This window comes from Megalodesulfovibrio paquesii (assembly GCF_054653055.1).
The window spans coordinates 785,248-802,023 of the sequence record NZ_BAAIGQ010000005.1 but is presented as its reverse complement, the minus strand read 5'-3'; the positions used below and the strand labels follow the sequence as shown (position 1 = coordinate 802,023).

The window sequence follows — 16,776 nt, the reverse complement described above, 5'->3', positions numbered from 1 at the left end:
TACCCACCCCAATAAAAGTCTTTGGCCCGATAAAAGTCTTTGGGGATGGGATTGGTGGAACCCCCTTCTCCAGAAAGGGGTTCCACGAACGCTGCTCTCTACCCCCTGCGCTTGAACTTTGCCCGGCGGCCGGCAGCGGCGCGTTCCGGCGGGGCGGCCAGTTCCAGATTCACTTCCAGGCGACCGATGTGCACGTCTGTCAGCAGCACGCGCACTTCCTGGCCCAGAGTGATGGCCCGGCCGGTGCGTTCGCCCAGGAGGACCTGCTTGTCCGAGAGGTAGGCGTAGTAGTCGTCATTGAGGGTGGAGAGGCGGACGAGCCCCTCGGCCATGACCTCGTTGAGTTCGACCCAGAAGCCAAAGTCCGACATGCCGCTGACCACGCCGGTGAACTCCGCACCCACCTTGTCTTCCAGGAAAAGCACGGTCAGGCGCTTCAGAATCTCGCGCTCGGCCTCCATGGCCACGCGCTCGGTGGCCGAGAGCTGCTCGGCCACCTTCTTGAGCTGTTTCAGGGAGTGGAAGGGCTGCTCCCAAGTGGCGAGGTGCAGCGCAACCTTGACGCTGCGGTGGACGACCAGGTCGGCGTAGCGGCGGATGGGCGAGGTGAAGTGACAGTAACAGTCCGAGGCCAGGCCGAAGTGGCCTTCGTTCACCGGGTCGTAGGAGGCCTGCATCATGGACCGCAGAGTCAGCCGGTTGACCACGTATTCCTGCTCCGTACCCTGGGCCAGGGCCAGGAGCTGCTGCACGCCCTCGGGGGTGGGGCTGCTGGCCTGCTCAGGATCCAGCTGCGGGCCCAGGGAAGTCGACTGCAGCAGCTTGAAGAGTGCAGCCAGCTTGCCCGGATCCGGCTCGGGGTGGATGCGGTAGAGGCAGGGAAACTCCCGCTCAGTCAGGAACCGCGCCACGGCCTCGTTGGCTGCGATCATGAATTCCTCAATGATCTGATGGCCGAAGTGCCGGGTGCGGCGGCGAATGTCCGTGGTTTCGCCCTGGAGGTTAAAGAGGATTTCCGGCTCGGGCAGGTCGAAGTCCAGGCTGCCGCGCTGGTTGCGCAGGGCATTGATCTTGCGGGCCAGCTCCTCGGCCACCTCGAGCATGGGCAGCACGGCGGCCAGATTGGCGCGCTCCTCCTCTTCCCTGAGCAGCACGGCGCGCTGCACCTGATCATACGTCAGGCGGGCCTTGCTATGCATCACGGCCTGATACAGCCGGGACTCGCCAGGGCGGCCGTGGCGGTCGAAGGCCGTCTCCACCACCATGCACAGCCGGTCCACGTGCGGGTTCAGGCTGCACAGCCCGTTGGACAGGGCCTCGGGGAACATGGGGCAGACGGACTGCGGAAAATAGTATGAATTGCCGCGGGTGTAGGCTTCCTCATCCAGGGGCGTGCCAGGGTGGACGTAGTGGGCGACGTCGGCAATGGCCACCCAGAGGCGGTAGCCCTCGCCCTCGCGATGCACGCACACGGCGTCGTCGAAATCCCGGGCCGTGGCGCCGTCGATGGTCACCAGATCCAGGGCCCGCAGATCCTCGCGGCCGGCCAGATCGGCCTCGCCGGGCGCCTCGGGCAGGGTGGCCGCCTGCTCCAGCGCGGCCTGGGGAAAGGCGGCGGGGATGTCGTAATTGCTCTTGACCAGGGACTCCTGCACCCCCACCTCCCCTTCAGGGCCAAGACGGGACAGGGCCGTGGCGCTGTACAGGTCGCGGTCCAGCTGTTCGCCGGGCTCGACAAGGAGGATGTCGCCGTCAAAGACATCCTGCCCCAGAGACTGGACCAGCTCCTCCGCCTTGACCATGACGTGGAACCCGCGCTTGGGATCCGTGGGCCGGCAAAGCAGCAGCTCGCCCATGCGGCGCTGCACACGCACGGCCAGCTTGGTGGCCCCGCGCTCCAGCACCCGGGCAATGCGGCCTTCGGGCCGGCGGCCGTGGGATTCCGGCAGGAGCGCCACGGCCACGCGGTCGCCATGCCAGGCGCCATTGAAATGTTGCGGGCTGACGAAGATGTCCGTGCGCCGCTTGTCTTCCGGGATAACAAAGCCCACGCCGGAGCGCTGGACCTCCAGCTTGCCGGTGATGAGCTTGAGCCGCTCCGTGAGACCATAGGATCCGCGGCCCAGCTTGATGAGCTTGCCGGTATCCAGGAGTTGTTCGATGATGGGCCGCAGTCGGTGGGCCTCCTTGCCCGAGAGCTTGAGTATGGAAACGAGTTCCCCCTGGCTCAGGGGTTTGCGGCTTTCTTTGAACACGCGCAGGACCGTGGGCAGGTCCACGCTTTGGGGGCGCTCGCCGCGCCGTTTTTTCTTGGCCATTTGATCCTTTTTGATAACGCCCGTACGCCCGCCGGCCGAAGCCGACGGGCGTCTTCGCAGGGCGCATGCAGGCTGCAACGCCGGGATGGGGCCCGCCTTAGCGGCGGTCGCCCATCACCCGCAGCAGCATGATGAAGAGGTTGATGAAATCCAGGTACAGGGTCAGCGCGCCGAGGATGGTGCCGCGGCGGACGGCCGTGGCGTCGTCCAGGGGCATCACCGAGCCCATTTCCTTGAGCTTCTGGGTGTCATAGGCAGTCAGGCCAGTGAAGATGAGCACACCCAGGTAGCTGATGACAAAGTGCATGGTGGTGCTCTGCAGGAAGATGTTCACCACAGAGGCCAGGATGATGCCGATGAGGCCCATGATCAGGAAGCTGCCCATGCCGGTCAGATCCTTCTTGGTGACCATGCCATAGACGCTCATGGCCCCGAACATGCCGGCGCAGACCAGGAAGGTCCGCAGCACCGAGGCCTGGGTGTACATGGCCACGATGAGCGAGAGGGTGACGCCGTTCAGCAGGCTGTACGCCAGGAACATAAGCGAGGCCGAGGCGGCGGAAAGCTTGCCAATGCGGGCGGAAAGCACCACCACGAGCACCAGCTCGGCAATGACAGCGCCCCAGTACAGCATGGAAAGGCCGCCCTGAGGGGTGATCAGCAGGCTGAGCACGGCTTCGCTGCTCAGGGTGAACCAGGTCATGGCTGCCGTGGCCAGCAGGCCAAGGCACATCCACTGGTACACGCCGCGCATGAAGATGGAGGCCAGGGACTTGCTGGCAGCCACGCCACCGGCCTGGGTCCTGGAAAAGGCATAGGGAGTCTGATTCACTTGTCGGCTCCTTGGTTGGGTCTGGTCTTGTAAAAGAAGTATTTAACAACGCCTGCCCGCGTTGACAAGCGGGCTTGAATGCCTGACATTGAAATATAGGAAGGCGTGAAAAAAATGAATCCCCAAATTGAATCTGATGTCGAGGATTAAACTTTTTTTCATGCCGCTCTGTAACAGGTCGCAATGCACTTCATGCACCATGCATAGCTGCATTGCAAGAGAGACTGCAAAGGAGGCATAGTATGAACCGCCTGCTTATAAAGAAGTTGTTCCTGTTCTTTGTCATCCCGGCTGTCATGGCAAGTGTGGTGACGGTGTTTGCAGCCCACGCGCCTGCTGCTGCGCAAGGTTTGACTGTGTACGCCCCTGGTGTGCACGTGTCCATTGGCGTTCCTGTGGTAGTGCCCCCGCCGCGTGTCGTGGTGGCTCCTCCGCCGCCGGTCGTGTACGTACCGCCGCGCCGGGTCTACGCACCGCCTCCGCCGGTAGTGGTCGCCCCTCCGGTGGTGATGCCCCCGCCAGTGGCCGTGGTGCCGCCCCCGGTGTATTACCAGCCGCGTCCTGTGGTCGTGGCGCCCCGCCCTGTGGTCGCGCCGCCCATGGGTGGAGTCCCTGGCGTTGTCGTGGCTCCTCGTCCTTACGTGAACAAGCAAGCCCGCACTAACGCCATCGCCGCACAGCAGATCCGCACGGCGAACCAGATCAACGCCATGATGATCCGCAACAACCTCAACGCGCTGAACGCCATGAACAGATAGTGCCACGCTGGCACCAGGCAAGCGCACTGCAACACTCCAGCAAGGCATACAACAAGGCCGGACACCGTAAGGTGCCCGGCCTTTGACATTGCCTGCCGCATGAAAGCGGACGCAGTGCTATTGCGTCAACGTAGTGCCGGCAGGTGCTGCCGGAGCGGCCTGAGGTGCGGGCTGCGCCGGAGGCAGGTTGGCCGGCGCCACCAGGGGCAGCTCATAGGCCTGCAGCTCGCCGCCAACGCCACGCACCGTCACACGCACGGCCCGCAGATTCACCCGGGGGAAGTAAAAGTAGCCCACCTTGGTGGCCTGGGGCGCGATGAGGGTTTCCTTCCATACGTAATACTGCAGTTCCTGCATGACGTCGTTGCGCAGCCGGGCCTCTCCCTGGGCCGAGCCGGACATGGCCCCGGTCACTGCGCCACCCGCACCGCCGATGATGGCCCCACGCCAGGCCCCAGGCCCGCCGCCCACCAGCAGCCCCACGATGGAGCCCAACCCGGCCCCAATGAGCGTACCGGCCACGGTGCTGGCCGCGGCATCGCGATTGGCGCGATAGTATTCTGAATTCATGACCATCTGCCCGGCCTGCGGCAGGGTGTACACCAGATATTCCGAACCATCCTGGGCAATGCCCACCACCTCGTCGGTCAGCACCTGAATCCCGGTGCTTCCCGTGTTGACCACCTTGAGGATCACCGGTTCCAGGCCGGCCCGGGAATAGTCGAACCCCTGGCCCATCCAGACATACGACACGGCCGTGAGCTGCCAGCGGGCGTCCACATAGCTGGGGGCAACATCCGTGGGCATGGGCTGGTTGTACACGCGGGGTGGCGGCGGCACGTGGCGGTAGGTGCAGGCGCCGGTGCAGAGTGCGGACAAAAGCATCAGGGAGCAGACAACACAGACGAGCGCCCGATGCAGGCGCGGGTATTGGCGAGGCAGGTTGAACCAGCTGAACATGAGGCGTGCTCCTTGGTTGGGCAGTCGGCACACACAGCCGGACCACCAATCAGGCCGCTTTTAGCCGCAGGTCAACCGGGAGAGCAAGGTCTCCTGCAAATGTTTTACAAAGAAATCTGCCGAACCGGTCTCATTGCCCGAAAGATTTGCTGCCGGAACGCCCCCCGCCGGCACTCCCGCAGGCGGTTGCACATGGAACTGATCATGGGCCCGGTGCCCTCTGGTCTGGATGCGCGCCGTGCGCACCGCTCCGCCGGCGGCCTCGATGCCCACCACAATGTCATGCAGCAGACCGATGCGGTCATCGGCCTCCACCTGCACCCGAACCCCCTCCCCCTCGCCAGCAACGGCCACCACCGGCCCCGCCGCAGCGCGACCATTGCAAGCCCCGGGCTTGCCGGCACTGGCGAAAAGCGAATTGCGCTTTTCTGCCAGCCGCTCCTCAACGCGGACCTTCCCGCTCAGGGCGTAGGTCAGGGAAGACTGCACCCTGGCCCAGAACTCCTCAGGATACAACGGGTCCGGTGGCGGGCTGACGAAAAAGCGGTGCAGGGCCACGCCGTCCTTCCAGGTAAAGACATCAGCCTGCAGAATATCCAGCCCGTGCAGCGCCAGCACCCCTGAGGTCATGGACAGGAGCCGGGCTTCGCACCGGCCAGCCACATCCACCTCCCAGGCCCCGGAATCGGCCCGGGGGTCTTCCCGGCCTGCGGGGCGCGCCTGAAGCACGGCCACCCTGCCCTCCTGCCCCCCTCCGGGCAGACGGATCAAGGCTTCCTCAAACCGGCGCAGAAACTCGTCGCGCAGTTGCAGATGCCGGAGCGCCTCCCGCGGCGTCACCACCAGCAGGTAGCGCGAATCCAGCAACCCCAGCCGTTCCTCAAAAACATCAGGAGGATAGACGCTGGCAGCCTGACTGCGCAACAACTCGCGCCGCTTTTGCAGCTGTCTGGCCTGGCGGGCCGGAACGGGATCCTCTGTTTCCAGGGCTTCCCCCAGGGCGTCCGCCAGGGCGAACAACAGGGAGGCGGACCAATCATTCCAGACGCGCGGGCCCGTGGCCCGAGAATCCGCATAGGTCAGCAGCAAAAGGCGCCGCAGCCGGGCCCTGGTCAACCCCCGGCCGATGATTCGCGCGGCCACGGCAGGATCTTCCGGATCCTCGCCATGGGCCGTTTCGGCCAGCAGCAGATGCTCGCGGACCAGAAAAGCCACTTCGTCCACCAGATCCGCCGGCGCGCCCCAGGCCGCAAGCATGGTCGAGGCCACATGGGCCCCGCGTTCGCAATGCCCCTGGCTGCCCTCGGCCGGCGTCTTGCCGATGTCGTGCAGCAGGGCGGCCCAGCGCAATGTTTGATGGGCGTGCTCCTGCTGCCACAGGCTTCGCAGGCGCGGCGGTGCTTCGGAGGCAGGGTCGGCCAGTGCCTCCAGGCAACGCAGGGTTTCCACACTGTGCCGCCCCACCGGGCTGACATGCCAGCCACCGTAAGGGATGCGGTCCTGGGAAAGGCCAAAGGCCGGCAGTGTGGCCCCGAGAAGCCCGGTCTCGAACATGGCCTCCACAGCCACGGCAGCCTGCGGCTGCTGCAGCAGGGCCGTGAGCCGGGGGAACAGTTCTGCCTGATCGACAGGCCGGGCAGCCTTGGCCTCCAGCTTGCGACGGGTGGCCAGGGAAGGCGGCGTGCCCATGGCCCCGCAGACGAGGAGCAGATCCCAGCAATCGCCCGGCACATCTTGCTGCGCCTTGCCCAGCGCAGCCCGGTGCTGCCACCAGGCCGCGGCGCGGTTGCGCTCCATGGCCCGGTGCAGGCAGGCCAGGAATCCGGATTCGTCCGGCATGACCGGGGTGCCGGGTTCGCCAGTTGTCCCGCCCCATCCGCACCGGGCGGCCAGTTCGGGCAGTATTTCCAGCGCAATCAGATCCTGGCGCGAGCCGGACAGGGCATGCAGCCGGCTGCGCACCTCCAGCAACAGGCCCACGTCGGCCTCCATCCGCGCCAGGTCCCGTTCCGAGAGGATGGAGCGAGCTCCCAGCAGACGATGCAGCCAGCGTGCGGCATGCGCTTCCCGCAACCCGCCTTCGCCGGCCTTGAGCTGCGGTTCCAGTACCCCGAAGGCGTTGCCGTGCCTGGCCAGGCGCTGGGTAGTCTCCCGGCCCAGCCATTCCAGAAATGGTTTCAGCACGTCTCGCCTGAGCACGCCCTCCACGGCCTGCTGCAGGGCGGCGAAGACGCCGGCGTCTCCGGCCACGAAACGCAGATCCAGCAGGGAGGCCAGCACGGCCATGTCCTGTCTGGCGATGCGGCCGCAGTCCCCCACGCTGCGCACGCCGTGGCCCACGTCGAGCCTGAGATCCCAGAGCGGACGGAAGAGGTCCCCGGCCAGCTCGCTCGCGGCGGGGGGAATCTTTTTGGGATAGACCAGCAGCACGTCAATATCTGCGTGCAGAGAGCATTCGCCGCGGCCGTAACCTCCCACGGCGACGATGCAGCAGGCAGGACGCGCGCCTGCAATCGCCGGCAGGCTGGCGGCAAAATAAGCGTCGCAGGCTGCAGTCAGCCGGGCGGCAACGGGGGAGGCGCCAGGCGCGGGGGGAGGCATGGCAGGACGTTGCAGCAGGGCCTGCACGGCCTTGCGCTCCGCGGCCAGGGTCTCGATGGGCGTGGGCATGCCAAAAAGGACCGGGCCGGAAAGCGTGGCTTACCGGCCCGGTGCAGATGCGGGTTAGATGGCTTCCACCCCGGATTCGCCGGTGCGGATGCGGATGGTTTCTTCCACGGGGATGACAAAGATCTTGCCATCGCCAATCTGACCGGTGCGGGCGGCCTTGACCACCTCGTCCACCACGGTCTTGGCCATGGAGTCGTCCACCACCACTTCGATTTTGACCTTGGCCACGAAGTCCACCTGGTATTCGGCGCCACGGTACACTTCCTTGTGCCCGCGCTGGCGTCCGAAGCCCTTGACTTCGCTGACGGTCATGCCCTTGATGTCCAGGCTCGTCAGCGCCTTCTTGACTTCTTCCATCTTGAAGGGCCGGACGATGATCTCGATCTTTTTCATGATCGCAATCCTTTCTCGCAAGAGGTTAGAACTGGTAGCCCGATTCGTTGTGCTGGCTCATGTCCAGACCGACCTCTTCCTCTTCCGGCGCCACGCGCAGGCCCACGGCCACGTCGGTGAACTTGAGCAGGATGTAGCTCGCGCCGAAGCAGAACACCCAGGTGGCCACCACGGAAGCAATCTGCACCAGGAACTGATGCACATCGCCCTGCAGCAGGCCGGACTTGCCGTTGATGGCGGGGTTGGCAAAAATGCCCGTGGCAATGGCGCCCCAGGTGCCGCCCACGCCATGAATGCCCACCACGTCCAGCGCATCGTCAAAGCCCAGCTTGTGCTTGAGGAAGATGCCGCCGTAACAGATAGCGCCTCCGGAGAGTCCCATCAAGAGGGCGCCCATGGGGGTGACAAACCCGGCGGCCGGGGTGATGACCACCAGCCCGGCCACAGCGCCGGAGGCCGCGCCCAGGGTGGTGGGCTTACCGCTGACGATGCGTTCCATGGCAATCCAGGCCACGGCCGCAGCTGCGGCGGCGATGTGCGTGGTCACAAAGGCGCTGGAGGCCAGCTCGTTGGCGGCCAGGGCGCTGCCGGCGTTGAAGCCGAACCAGCCGAACCACAGAATGCCCGCGCCCAGCACGGTCATGGGAATGTTGTGCGGAATGAAGGGAGCCTGCCCGTAGCCGCGGCGGTAACCCAGGACAACAGCCGCCGCCAGGGCCGCCGCGCCGGAGCTCATGTGCACCACTGCGCCGCCGGCAAAGTCCAGGGCACCCATCTGGGCCATCCAGCCGCCACCCCAGACCCAGTGGGCCATGGGACAGTAGACCACGATGAGCCAGAGCACGGAAAAGACAAGAAAACCAGAGAACTTGATGCGTTCCGCATACGCTCCGGAGATGAGCGCGGGGGTGATGACCGCGAACATGCACTGGAAGATCATGAACGTGGAATGCGGGATGGTGGGGGCAATGGCAGCCGGTTCCCCGCCCACGCCATACAGGAATGCAAAATTGAGCGAGCCGATGATGCCCGCAATGTCATCCCCGAAGGCCAGGCTGTAGCCCACGGCCACCCAGACCAGTGTCGCCACCGCAATCAAGATGAAGCTGTGCATGATGGTGGCCAGCACGTTCTTGTTGCGGGTCAGGCCGCCGTAAAACAGGGCCAGACCAGGGGTCATGAACATGACCAAGGCTGCGCTTATCAGAATGAACGCGGTATCCGCCGGCTGCATGATTTCCTCCTGCTGAAAATGAGCTGTGCGTTGCTTTCGTGTGGTGCAGCAGTGCCGCACTCCCAGGTCAAAACCTCCTCCCGTCTGGAGGACGCCCCCTCTTAACGCATGCCAAACACCAGGGGAAGACGTTTTGACATTAAACGTAACAAACACGAAACATCTCATCGCCAGACGCACACCGGAGGGAGCCACCGAGGGCAGAGCACGCCTGCAATGTGCGCACTGCAATCAAAAATCAGACGTATTTCTCATGCATTAGCCAGATAACACGCCATCCCCCCTCCACAGTATGGAGGCTCCTCCCCGGGTACCTTGCCTGCGCCGCAGAGCCCCTCAAAGCACTCTGCGGCTCATTGACAATTTTGCATACTTTACAGCATCCCCAGCTCCCAGTTGAACTGACTGCTCCGGCCGGGCGTGTCCACCCGTTTGGGCTGCGGCTCCCGCAGGTGGATGAACACACCGTAGCCGGCCTGCTCCAGGGCCTCCACCCGGGCTGTGAGATCAAGGGGCCAGGCCGGAAACACCCAGGTCAGCGGGCCGTACGGCCGGGTAAAGAAGGTCTCGCCCTTGGGGCTGGTCAGGGGCTCCTGGGGCTTGATCAGCGGGCTCTTGTACCGCGTCACCCCCACGGGCCAGTTGCCCGACACCACAATGCCCAGCGGCAGCGGGCTCTGCGCCGGCAGGGCCAGCAGGTCCTCACCGCTCAGTTCCGGGCTGACGATGGCCATGTCAAACCCCAGGCCGCGCATCTCTTCCAAGGCCAATGCGTTGGAAAGATTACAGAATGGCCCGGCCACAGGCTTGACCTTGCCAATTTCCGGCAACAGCCCGATCTGCCAGGGGGCGTTGCAGACGATGCGCCGGCCACCGTCGCGCACCAGTTTGTGCAGGGCCTTCTTCCAGGACTCCTCCTCCTCGGGCCAGATCACCGGCGGCAGCCACCACCAGATCTTCGGGTACAAGGTGGGGGAACATTTTTCAGGGGTGAACGGCGTCATCCACAGCCCCTTGACCCCGCGCTCGGTCTGCTTGCCCGCGGCCAGTGCCCGTTGCACGATGATGTTCACCGCGCCCTTGGGCCGGGGGGCTGGTGGCGGCACCTGCGGTTCAAAGGTCGAGGTGACGCTGGCCGGCTCGCGCCGCTGGGCCAGTTCGGCCCGCATGCTGCCCAGGCGGGAGGCCAGCTCGGGTTCCCGGCGGTCCACCAGATACACCGGCGTGCCCTTGGGCGGCAGACGCGGCCCCACCCGGCGGCCACGGGGCGGAAACGGCCGCCGGGCCTGGCCCTGGTCCTTGCGTTTGAGGGCCGCCCCGGCACGTCCACCGGGCTTGTCGCCCTGCTTGGGGGGTGTCGCGGCAGCCGGTTTGTCCTTTGGCGGGGGGGCGGGGCGAATATCCAGCCGGCCGCCTTTGGGGATGGCCTTGCGGATGAGAATGGTCTGATGCCAGCTGTTATCCTCGGAGCCCACGCGCAGCAAATCGCCCTTGAGCAGGGGCAGCCGGGGGGCCAGATAGGCCCCGCCCTCGTTGGTGTGGGTCACGCGGCCGGCCAGCCGGCCGGAAGCAACGGCCTCTTCCGCGCCAGCCTCGGGCAGGGGCTGGTGAGGCTTTTGAGGCAAAAAGAGGGCGTGGCTGCCCTGCCGGCCCAGGGCGCGTTCCAGAATGGCCAGGGCCTCCTTGCGGGCGGCGGGGTCGTCGCCGTGGTCGCGCAGCATCTTGTAGGCCGTCACGGCGTAAAAGACATAATGCGGTCCCTTCTTGCGGCCCTCGATCTTCCAGGCCTTGATCCGCGGGAACTGCAGCAACGTCTTGACCAGCACGTCCAGGGAAAGATCCAGGCAGGAAAAGACGCGCCCGTCTTCGGCGGCCGCGCCATGCACGCCCTTGCCCGCGTACCGGCGGCGACAGGGCTGCACGCAGCGGCCACGCAGGCCGCTCTTGCCGCCCATGTAGCTGGACCAGTAGCACCGCCCGGAAACGCAGAAACACAGTGCGCCGTGGATGAAGGCTTCCAGATCCATGTCCAGTTCTGCCGCGGCGGCGTCCATCTGCTTCATCTCGTCCACATGAAATTCGCGGGCTAGCACGGCCCGGCGCACGCCCATGTCCTTGGCCACCTTGAGCCCCACCGCCGGCGAGACCGCAGCCAGGGTGGAGAGGTGAATCTCCCCGGGAAAGCCGATCTGCCGCAGCAGCTGCACGGCGCCCAGATCCTGGACGATGATCCCCTCCGGCTCCACGGCCCTGGCCACGCGGTCCAGCATCCGGCCTGCGGCGTCCAGATCTCCTGGCTTGAGCAGGGTATTCAGGGCCAGGTAGGTCTTCACCCCTTTTTCGCGCGCATAGCCGGAAAGTGTGGCCAGCTCCTTGACGGCGAAGTTGTCTGCCTGCATCCTTGCAGAGAAGTGCTTCAACCCGGCGTACACGGCATCCGCCCCTGCGGCCACGGCCGCCAGGAAGGAATCCGCCTGCCCGGCCGGAGCCAGGATTTCGGGAGGGGTGGAACGGCCGGCACTTTGCGGACGTTCGAGCTGCTGCGCAGCGGGTTTTGTCTCTGTATGCAACACTGTCATGGATTCTCCATCGTCCGGCCCTGCGCTGTCCGGCAGGGGTGCGGACGGTCAATGAGGACTCTGCTATGGCCCAAGCCTTGTTGAAGGCGTCCTGTCACGACGCCCAGGTACTGGAAAACCGCCTGCTCGGTGCGGGCCCGGCCGCCGGCGGCGTATTCAAGCTGGTGTTGGACTTTCCCGGCTGGACCCTCTGGCGGCCCGGCCAGTTTGTCATGCTGCGGCCGGATCTCTTCGGCCAGGAACTCATCTGGGGCCGGCCCATTTCCATTGGCGACTACCAGGACGGCCGGCTCATCCTGTACGTGCTCAACACTGGCCGGGGCACGGAAAAGCTGGCCGCCCTGCAGCCAGGCCAGGGCTGCACCGTCTGGGGGCCGCTGGGCAACGGCTTTGCCCAGGAAAAAAACGCCCCCACCCTCATGCTTTGCGGGGGCATCGGCATAGCCCCCTTTGTGGGCTATACGCGATCCCATCCCGCGCCGGAAAAGCTCTCCCTGCTCTTCGGCCACCGTCTGCCCCTTGAATCCTACCCGTGGGACGCCTTTTCGTCCATCTCCGCCAGGGGCTTTCTGGAGCAGGGGCCGGCCGATCTGCAACAATTCATCGACGCCATGCACGAGGCCATGACCGCTACGGCGGCGGAAAACGGGCTGGTGCTCTCCTGCGGCCCCCTGCCTTTCCTGCGCACCGTGCAGCGTCTGGCCCGGGAAACCGGCGCCAGAACCCAGCTTTCCCTGGAAAACCGCATGGGTTGCGGCGTGGGCGCCTGCCTGGGCTGCGTGGCCGAGGACGACCAGGGCAAGCGCGTGCAGACCTGCAGCCGTGGTCCGGTGTTCTGGTCCACCAAAATCACCGTCTGAACCAAGGGGACGCCGCATGACCACTCCCACCACGCCCGTCTCCGAGGCCGCTCCCGCCGCTGCCTCCACCGCCGTGCAGCTCGGCAGTCTGGCCCTGAAAAATCCCATCCTCACGGCCTCGGGCACCTTCGGCTATGGCCTGGAGTTCGCGCCCTATGGCGACCTGAAAACCCTGGGCGGCATCATCGTCAAGGGCCTGTCCCTCAAGCCCCGCCTGGGCAATCCCATGCCCCGCCTGGCCGAGACGCCCTGCGGCATGCTCAATGCCATCGGCTTGCAGAACATCGGGGTGGAAGCCTTTCTGCAGGACAAGCTCCCGGCCCTGCCCCATCAGGACGTGCCCATCATCGCCAACCTCTATGCCTGCGACGCCGACGAATTCGCCGCCCTGGGCGGCATTCTGGCCCGAGCCGAGGGCATTGCGGCCATTGAGGTCAACGTGTCCTGCCCCAACGTCGCCTCCGGGGGCATTCTCTTTGGCCAGGACCCGGCCCAGGCCGCGCGGGTGACCGAAGCGGTGAAAAAACAGGCCGGCGATACGCCGGTCTGGGTCAAACTCACGCCCAACGTGGCGGACATTGCCGCCGTGGCCAGGGCTGTGGAAAAGGCCGGGGCCGACGCCGTCTGCTGCATCAATACCCTGCCGGGCATGGCCGTGGATCTGGAGCGCCGCCTGCCACGGCTGGTCAACGTCATCGGCGGGCTTTCCGGCCCGGCCATCAAGCCCGTGGCCCTGCGCTGCGTCTGGGAAGTGGCCAGGGCAGTCAAGATTCCCGTCATCGGTGTGGGCGGCATCGCCAGCGCCCGGGATGTCCTGGAATTCATCCTTGTGGGCGCGGCGGCGGTCCAGATCGGCACCGCCAACTTCATGCGCCCTGACGCCGCCTTCCGCATTGCAGCCGACCTGCCCCAGGCCCTGCACGCCCTGCGCGTGAACAGCCTGGACGAACTCAGGGGAACGCTGAAGGTCTGAGCCCAACACACACGCACGCACCGGGAGAACCGCTTGCTGCCGCACAGCGCCCTCCCGGTGCGTGCGCCCTTGCGCTACGTCAGGGAACGTTCGTCGATGACCCGCTTGGCCTTGCCCTCGGAGCGGGCGATGGACTGGCGTTCCACAAGTTTGACCTTGGCCGTGACCCCGAGAAACTCCTTGATCGTCTCGGAAATGCGGCGCTCACGCTGCTGCAGGGTCTTGATTTCGTCAGAGAACATGGATTCGCCCACCTCGACCTGCACTTCCATGGTGTCCAGGGTGCCTTCGCGGCGCACGACGATCTGGTAGTGCGGGGAGAGGCCTTCGGTTTCCATGAGGATGGACTCGATCTGCGAGGGGAAGACGTTAACCCCGCGGATGATGAGCATGTCATCACTGCGGCCGGCGATGCGGCCCATGCGCACCAGGGTGCGGCCGCAGATGCAGGGCGTGTAGTTCAGGGTGGTCATGTCCCGGGTGCGGTACCGCAGCAGCGGGATGCCTTCCTTGGTCAGGGTGGTGATGACCAGTTCGCCCTGGGCGCCCGGGGGCAGCACCTCGCCGCTTTCGGGGTTGATGATTTCGGGGTAGAAATGGTCCTCAAAGAGGTGCATACCGCACTGGCCTTCAGCGCACTCCTGGGCCACGCCGGGCCCCATGATTTCGGAGAGACCGTAAATGTTTGTGGCGGTGATGCCACACTTCTGCTCAATCTGGCGGCGCATTTCCTCGGTCCAGGGTTCCGCGCCAAAAACGCCCACGCGCAGGGGCAGCTTGCGGATGTCCACCCCCACTTCCTCGGCGGCTTCCTGCAGGTGGAGCATGTACGAGGGCGTGCAGCAGATAACCGTGGCTTCGAAATCCTTCAAGATGCTGATCTGCCGCTTGGTGGCTCCGCCGGAAACAGGCACCACCGTGGCGCCCAGGCGCTCGGCGCCGTAGTGTGCGCCCAGCCCGCCGGTAAAGAGGCCGTAGCCATAGGCATTATGGATGATGTCGTTGCGGGTGGCGCCGGCAGCCATGAGGGCGCGGGCCACGCACTGGGCCCAGGTGTCCAGGTCGCGCTGGGTGTAGCCCACCACAGTGGCCTTGCCGGTGGTGCCGCTGGAGGAATGGATGCGGACGATGCTTTCCCGGGGTGCGGCAAAGAGGCCAAAGGGGTAATGGTTGCGCAGGTCCTGCTTTTCAGTGAAGGGAAAATACTGCAGGTCGGCCAGGGTGCGCAGGTCGGCCGGGCCGACTTTGCGGGCATCCATGGCTTTGCGGTAAAAGGGCACCACGGCGTAGAGTTTTTCCACCAGGGCCTTGAGCCGCCGCAGCTGCAGGGCTTCCATGTCTTCGCGAGGCAGGGTTTCCTTGTCCACATCATAGATCATCGTCGTTCCTCCAGTCGCCTGAACACTGTGGGTCTATTCCGAAAAGGGCAACTCGTCGCGCTCGCGTTCCAGGGCCAGACGCAGGTCGCGGGAGCGGGCGTCCAGCAGACTCAAAGCATCTTCGCGGCGGGCGAGGTTGTTGAAAAACGGGGCAAAGGCCAGGTGGATGTCATCAAAAATGGCCGTCAGCTGGCCGGTGAGCTGGTCCTCCACCTCCTGACGAAGCCGTTCACGGCCCTGCTCCAGGGCCTCGCGGAATTTTTTGACGCTGCCCCGGCGGCGGATGGCCAGGATGTTCAGGGCCAGCACGGCCCCGGCCAGACTGATCAGCCCGCCGGTGACGTCAATGACCGCGGCATGGGTGGCCGCAGCGATGACCGCGCCCATGGCCGTGATCAACCCGCCGGCCACGGCCTGCTCGCCCATGGACTGCAGCGTGCGCGGGGCCAGGCGTTCATCCAGGGCGGCATCGCCCAACAGGGCCAGGACCTGCTCCCGGGCCTGATCCAGGCTCTCCAGGCGGGTGCGGGTCATGGTGGTCATGGCGGCTTCGCGGGAGCGGGCCGCAGCCTCGGCCCGCAGCTGGCTGGCCAGCGTTTCCATCACCTTGGCCACGCTTTCGCGCAGCCGGGCCGCCCCCTGGGCGCTCACGGCCTCCACGTCGGCATCCAGTTTTTGCTTAAAGGAGGCAAAGATGCCATCCAGCCACTGCTGCATCTTCTCCTTCTTGCCGGCGATGGAATAGGCCGTCATGCGCAGCATCTGGATCAGGGAGAGGCCGTCCTCAAAGTCCCGGGCCAGACTTGCGGCATGGCGGGCGTAGGCCTCGGAGGTGCGGGTGCGGATCCACTCCACGTCGCTCAGGCAGCTTTTGCGGGCCAGCTCCAGATAATCCTTGATGATGGTCTCTTCGCGGCGGTCATGGCGCAGCAGCTCGGCCTGGCTGGTCAGGGAGCCGTCCACCAGATCAAGCACCGTCAGCCCCGTGGTGATGCAGCTGGCCATTTTCTCCCGTGCCCGGCGACCGCCGGTGACATGAGCCCGGATAAAGGCGAGCAAGGCGGCCATGCCCGAGCCTTCGGGATCGTCCTGAGCCCTGCGGGCGGAGACGGCAAAGATGGCCGGTTCGGCCATGCCGCGGGCGTTGGCGTATTCCGCCACCTTGGCCGTGTTCACGGCCAGCTCTTCCTCACTGGCCCGGTCCTTCTGCTGCAGGACAAAGACGGCCTTTTTGCGCCAGGCCTCGTGCACAAAATCAAAAAACTCCCAGGCCGACTTGGTATGCGGATTGGTGGCCGGAAACACGAACAGGGCCAGGTCGGACTGCGGGATGAACGCCTCGGTGATCTCCTGATGCTGGGCCACCAGCGTGTTGGTGCCCGGCGTATCCACAATGGCGATATCCTTGAGAATCTCCACCGGCAGACTCACCTCGCGCAGGTGCGGGGAAACCATGCGCACGGCGGAGGTGGCGCCGTATATGATTTTGTGGATGACGTCAGTACAGGGCTCCGGGGCCACGGCGCAGATATCGGCACCGAGCAGGGCGTTCACCAGACTGGATTTTCCAGCCTTGACCTCGCCCACCACCACGAACAAAAACGGTGCGTGCACCGAGGCGATGGCATCCGCGGCCACGCTGCGGGCGGCCTCGGGGCCGGTCTCCACGGCCAGGGCGTGCAGGTCGGTAAAGCGCGCGGTCAGGCGTTCCTTGATCTGCAGGTAGCAGGTTTCAAGCAGGGGCGAGGGCTGAAGATCGGACATGGAGCGGAAGCCTCCGGCATTGGGTCGCCCGCAGGCGCATGACAGGCACGCGGGGT

General features: G+C 65.4%; 12 protein-coding genes. 3 read left to right on the top strand and 9 right to left on the bottom strand.

Features of this window, described 5'->3' with window-relative positions:
* Positions 1-98 precede the first annotated feature (98 nt).
* Both rnr and ACYQ00_RS10190 read right to left on the bottom strand, forming a co-directional pair.
* A complete protein-coding gene (rnr, locus tag ACYQ00_RS10195) occupies positions 99-2,318 on the bottom strand; it encodes a ribonuclease R (RefSeq protein WP_460032025.1) in 2,220 nt (739 codons plus the stop codon).
* 97 nt (positions 2,319-2,415) lie between these two features.
* Positions 2,416-3,072 (bottom strand): Bax inhibitor-1/YccA family protein, encoded by a 657-nt coding sequence (locus tag ACYQ00_RS10190; RefSeq protein ID WP_460032508.1) that lies wholly within the window; start codon positions 3,070-3,072, stop codon positions 2,416-2,418.
* Between the two features lie 320 nt (positions 3,073-3,392).
* Between ACYQ00_RS10190 and ACYQ00_RS10185 the strand changes: the two genes are divergently transcribed.
* The gene (locus ACYQ00_RS10185; RefSeq protein ID WP_460032024.1) at positions 3,393-3,908 is read left to right on the top strand and encodes a hypothetical protein; all 516 of its coding nucleotides are present in this window, start codon (positions 3,393-3,395) and stop codon (positions 3,906-3,908) included.
* Positions 3,909-4,025: 117 nt separating this feature from the next.
* Here the strand turns inward: ACYQ00_RS10185 and ACYQ00_RS10180 are convergent, their stop codons facing one another.
* The 5 genes from ACYQ00_RS10180 to ACYQ00_RS10160 all read right to left on the bottom strand — a co-directional run bounded on the left by ACYQ00_RS10180 (position 4,026) and on the right by ACYQ00_RS10160 (position 11,744).
* Positions 4,026-4,868 (bottom strand): YMGG-like glycine zipper-containing protein, encoded by an 843-nt coding sequence (locus ACYQ00_RS10180; RefSeq protein ID WP_460032023.1) that lies wholly within the window; start codon positions 4,866-4,868, stop codon positions 4,026-4,028.
* Positions 4,869-4,928: 60 nt separating this feature from the next.
* Positions 4,929-7,538 (bottom strand): [protein-PII] uridylyltransferase family protein, encoded by a 2,610-nt coding sequence (locus ACYQ00_RS10175; protein ID WP_460032022.1) that lies wholly within the window; start codon positions 7,536-7,538, stop codon positions 4,929-4,931.
* A 54-nt stretch (positions 7,539-7,592) separates the two neighbouring features.
* Entirely contained in the window at positions 7,593-7,931 is a 339-nt protein-coding gene (locus ACYQ00_RS10170; RefSeq protein WP_460032021.1) for a P-II family nitrogen regulator, read from the bottom strand.
* A 25-nt stretch (positions 7,932-7,956) separates the two neighbouring features.
* Complete coding sequence (locus tag ACYQ00_RS10165; RefSeq protein WP_460032020.1) at positions 7,957-9,165, bottom strand: ammonium transporter; 1,209 nt, start codon at positions 9,163-9,165, stop codon at positions 7,957-7,959.
* Between the two features lie 374 nt (positions 9,166-9,539).
* On the bottom strand, positions 9,540-11,744 hold the full coding sequence (locus tag ACYQ00_RS10160) for a peptidase U32 family protein (protein ID WP_460032019.1): 2,205 nt from the start codon (positions 11,742-11,744) through the stop codon (positions 9,540-9,542).
* Between the two features lie 65 nt (positions 11,745-11,809).
* Between ACYQ00_RS10160 and ACYQ00_RS10155 the strand changes: the two genes are divergently transcribed.
* Together ACYQ00_RS10155 and ACYQ00_RS10150 are read left to right on the top strand one after the other, a co-directional pair.
* Positions 11,810-12,604, top strand: coding sequence for an iron-sulfur cluster-binding protein (locus tag ACYQ00_RS10155; protein WP_460032018.1), 795 nt, complete (start codon positions 11,810-11,812; stop codon positions 12,602-12,604).
* Positions 12,605-12,620: 16 nt separating this feature from the next.
* Positions 12,621-13,577 (top strand): dihydroorotate dehydrogenase, encoded by a 957-nt coding sequence (locus ACYQ00_RS10150; protein ID WP_460032017.1) that lies wholly within the window; start codon positions 12,621-12,623, stop codon positions 13,575-13,577.
* A gap of 74 nt (positions 13,578-13,651) precedes the next feature.
* On the opposite strand, the gene ACYQ00_RS10145 is transcribed toward ACYQ00_RS10150, so the two are convergent.
* Together ACYQ00_RS10145 and ACYQ00_RS10140 are read right to left on the bottom strand one after the other, a co-directional pair.
* Positions 13,652-14,956, bottom strand: a complete 1,305-nt coding sequence (locus ACYQ00_RS10145; RefSeq protein WP_460032016.1) for a phenylacetate--CoA ligase family protein — start codon at positions 14,954-14,956, stop codon at positions 13,652-13,654.
* Between the two features lie 33 nt (positions 14,957-14,989).
* Entirely contained in the window at positions 14,990-16,720 is a 1,731-nt protein-coding gene (locus ACYQ00_RS10140) for a dynamin family protein (RefSeq protein WP_460032015.1), read from the bottom strand.
* Between the last annotated feature and the right edge of the window lie 56 nt (positions 16,721-16,776).

What these genes read in the sequence shown, in the direction of transcription:
- rnr (WP_460032025.1), bottom strand. Translation starts at nt 2,318, where the DNA reads ATGGCCAAGAAAAAACGGCGCGGCGAGCGCCCCCAAAGCGTGGACCTG.
- ACYQ00_RS10190 (WP_460032508.1), bottom strand. Translation starts at nt 3,072, where the DNA reads ATGCGCGGCGTGTACCAGTGGATGTGCCTTGGCCTGCTGGCCACGGCA.
- ACYQ00_RS10185 (WP_460032024.1), top strand. Translation starts at nt 3,393, where the DNA reads ATGAACCGCCTGCTTATAAAGAAGTTGTTCCTGTTCTTTGTCATCCCG.
- ACYQ00_RS10180 (WP_460032023.1), bottom strand. Translation starts at nt 4,868, where the DNA reads ATGTTCAGCTGGTTCAACCTGCCTCGCCAATACCCGCGCCTGCATCGG.
- ACYQ00_RS10175 (WP_460032022.1), bottom strand. Translation starts at nt 7,538, where the DNA reads ATGCCCACGCCCATCGAGACCCTGGCCGCGGAGCGCAAGGCCGTGCAG.
- ACYQ00_RS10170 (WP_460032021.1), bottom strand. Translation starts at nt 7,931, where the DNA reads ATGAAAAAGATCGAGATCATCGTCCGGCCCTTCAAGATGGAAGAAGTC.
- ACYQ00_RS10165 (WP_460032020.1), bottom strand. Translation starts at nt 9,165, where the DNA reads ATGCAGCCGGCGGATACCGCGTTCATTCTGATAAGCGCAGCCTTGGTC.
- ACYQ00_RS10160 (WP_460032019.1), bottom strand. Translation starts at nt 11,744, where the DNA reads ATGACAGTGTTGCATACAGAGACAAAACCCGCTGCGCAGCAGCTCGAA.
- ACYQ00_RS10155 (WP_460032018.1), top strand. Translation starts at nt 11,810, where the DNA reads ATGGCCCAAGCCTTGTTGAAGGCGTCCTGTCACGACGCCCAGGTACTG.
- ACYQ00_RS10150 (WP_460032017.1), top strand. Translation starts at nt 12,621, where the DNA reads ATGACCACTCCCACCACGCCCGTCTCCGAGGCCGCTCCCGCCGCTGCC.
- ACYQ00_RS10145 (WP_460032016.1), bottom strand. Translation starts at nt 14,956, where the DNA reads ATGATCTATGATGTGGACAAGGAAACCCTGCCTCGCGAAGACATGGAA.
- ACYQ00_RS10140 (WP_460032015.1), bottom strand. Translation starts at nt 16,720, where the DNA reads ATGTCCGATCTTCAGCCCTCGCCCCTGCTTGAAACCTGCTACCTGCAG.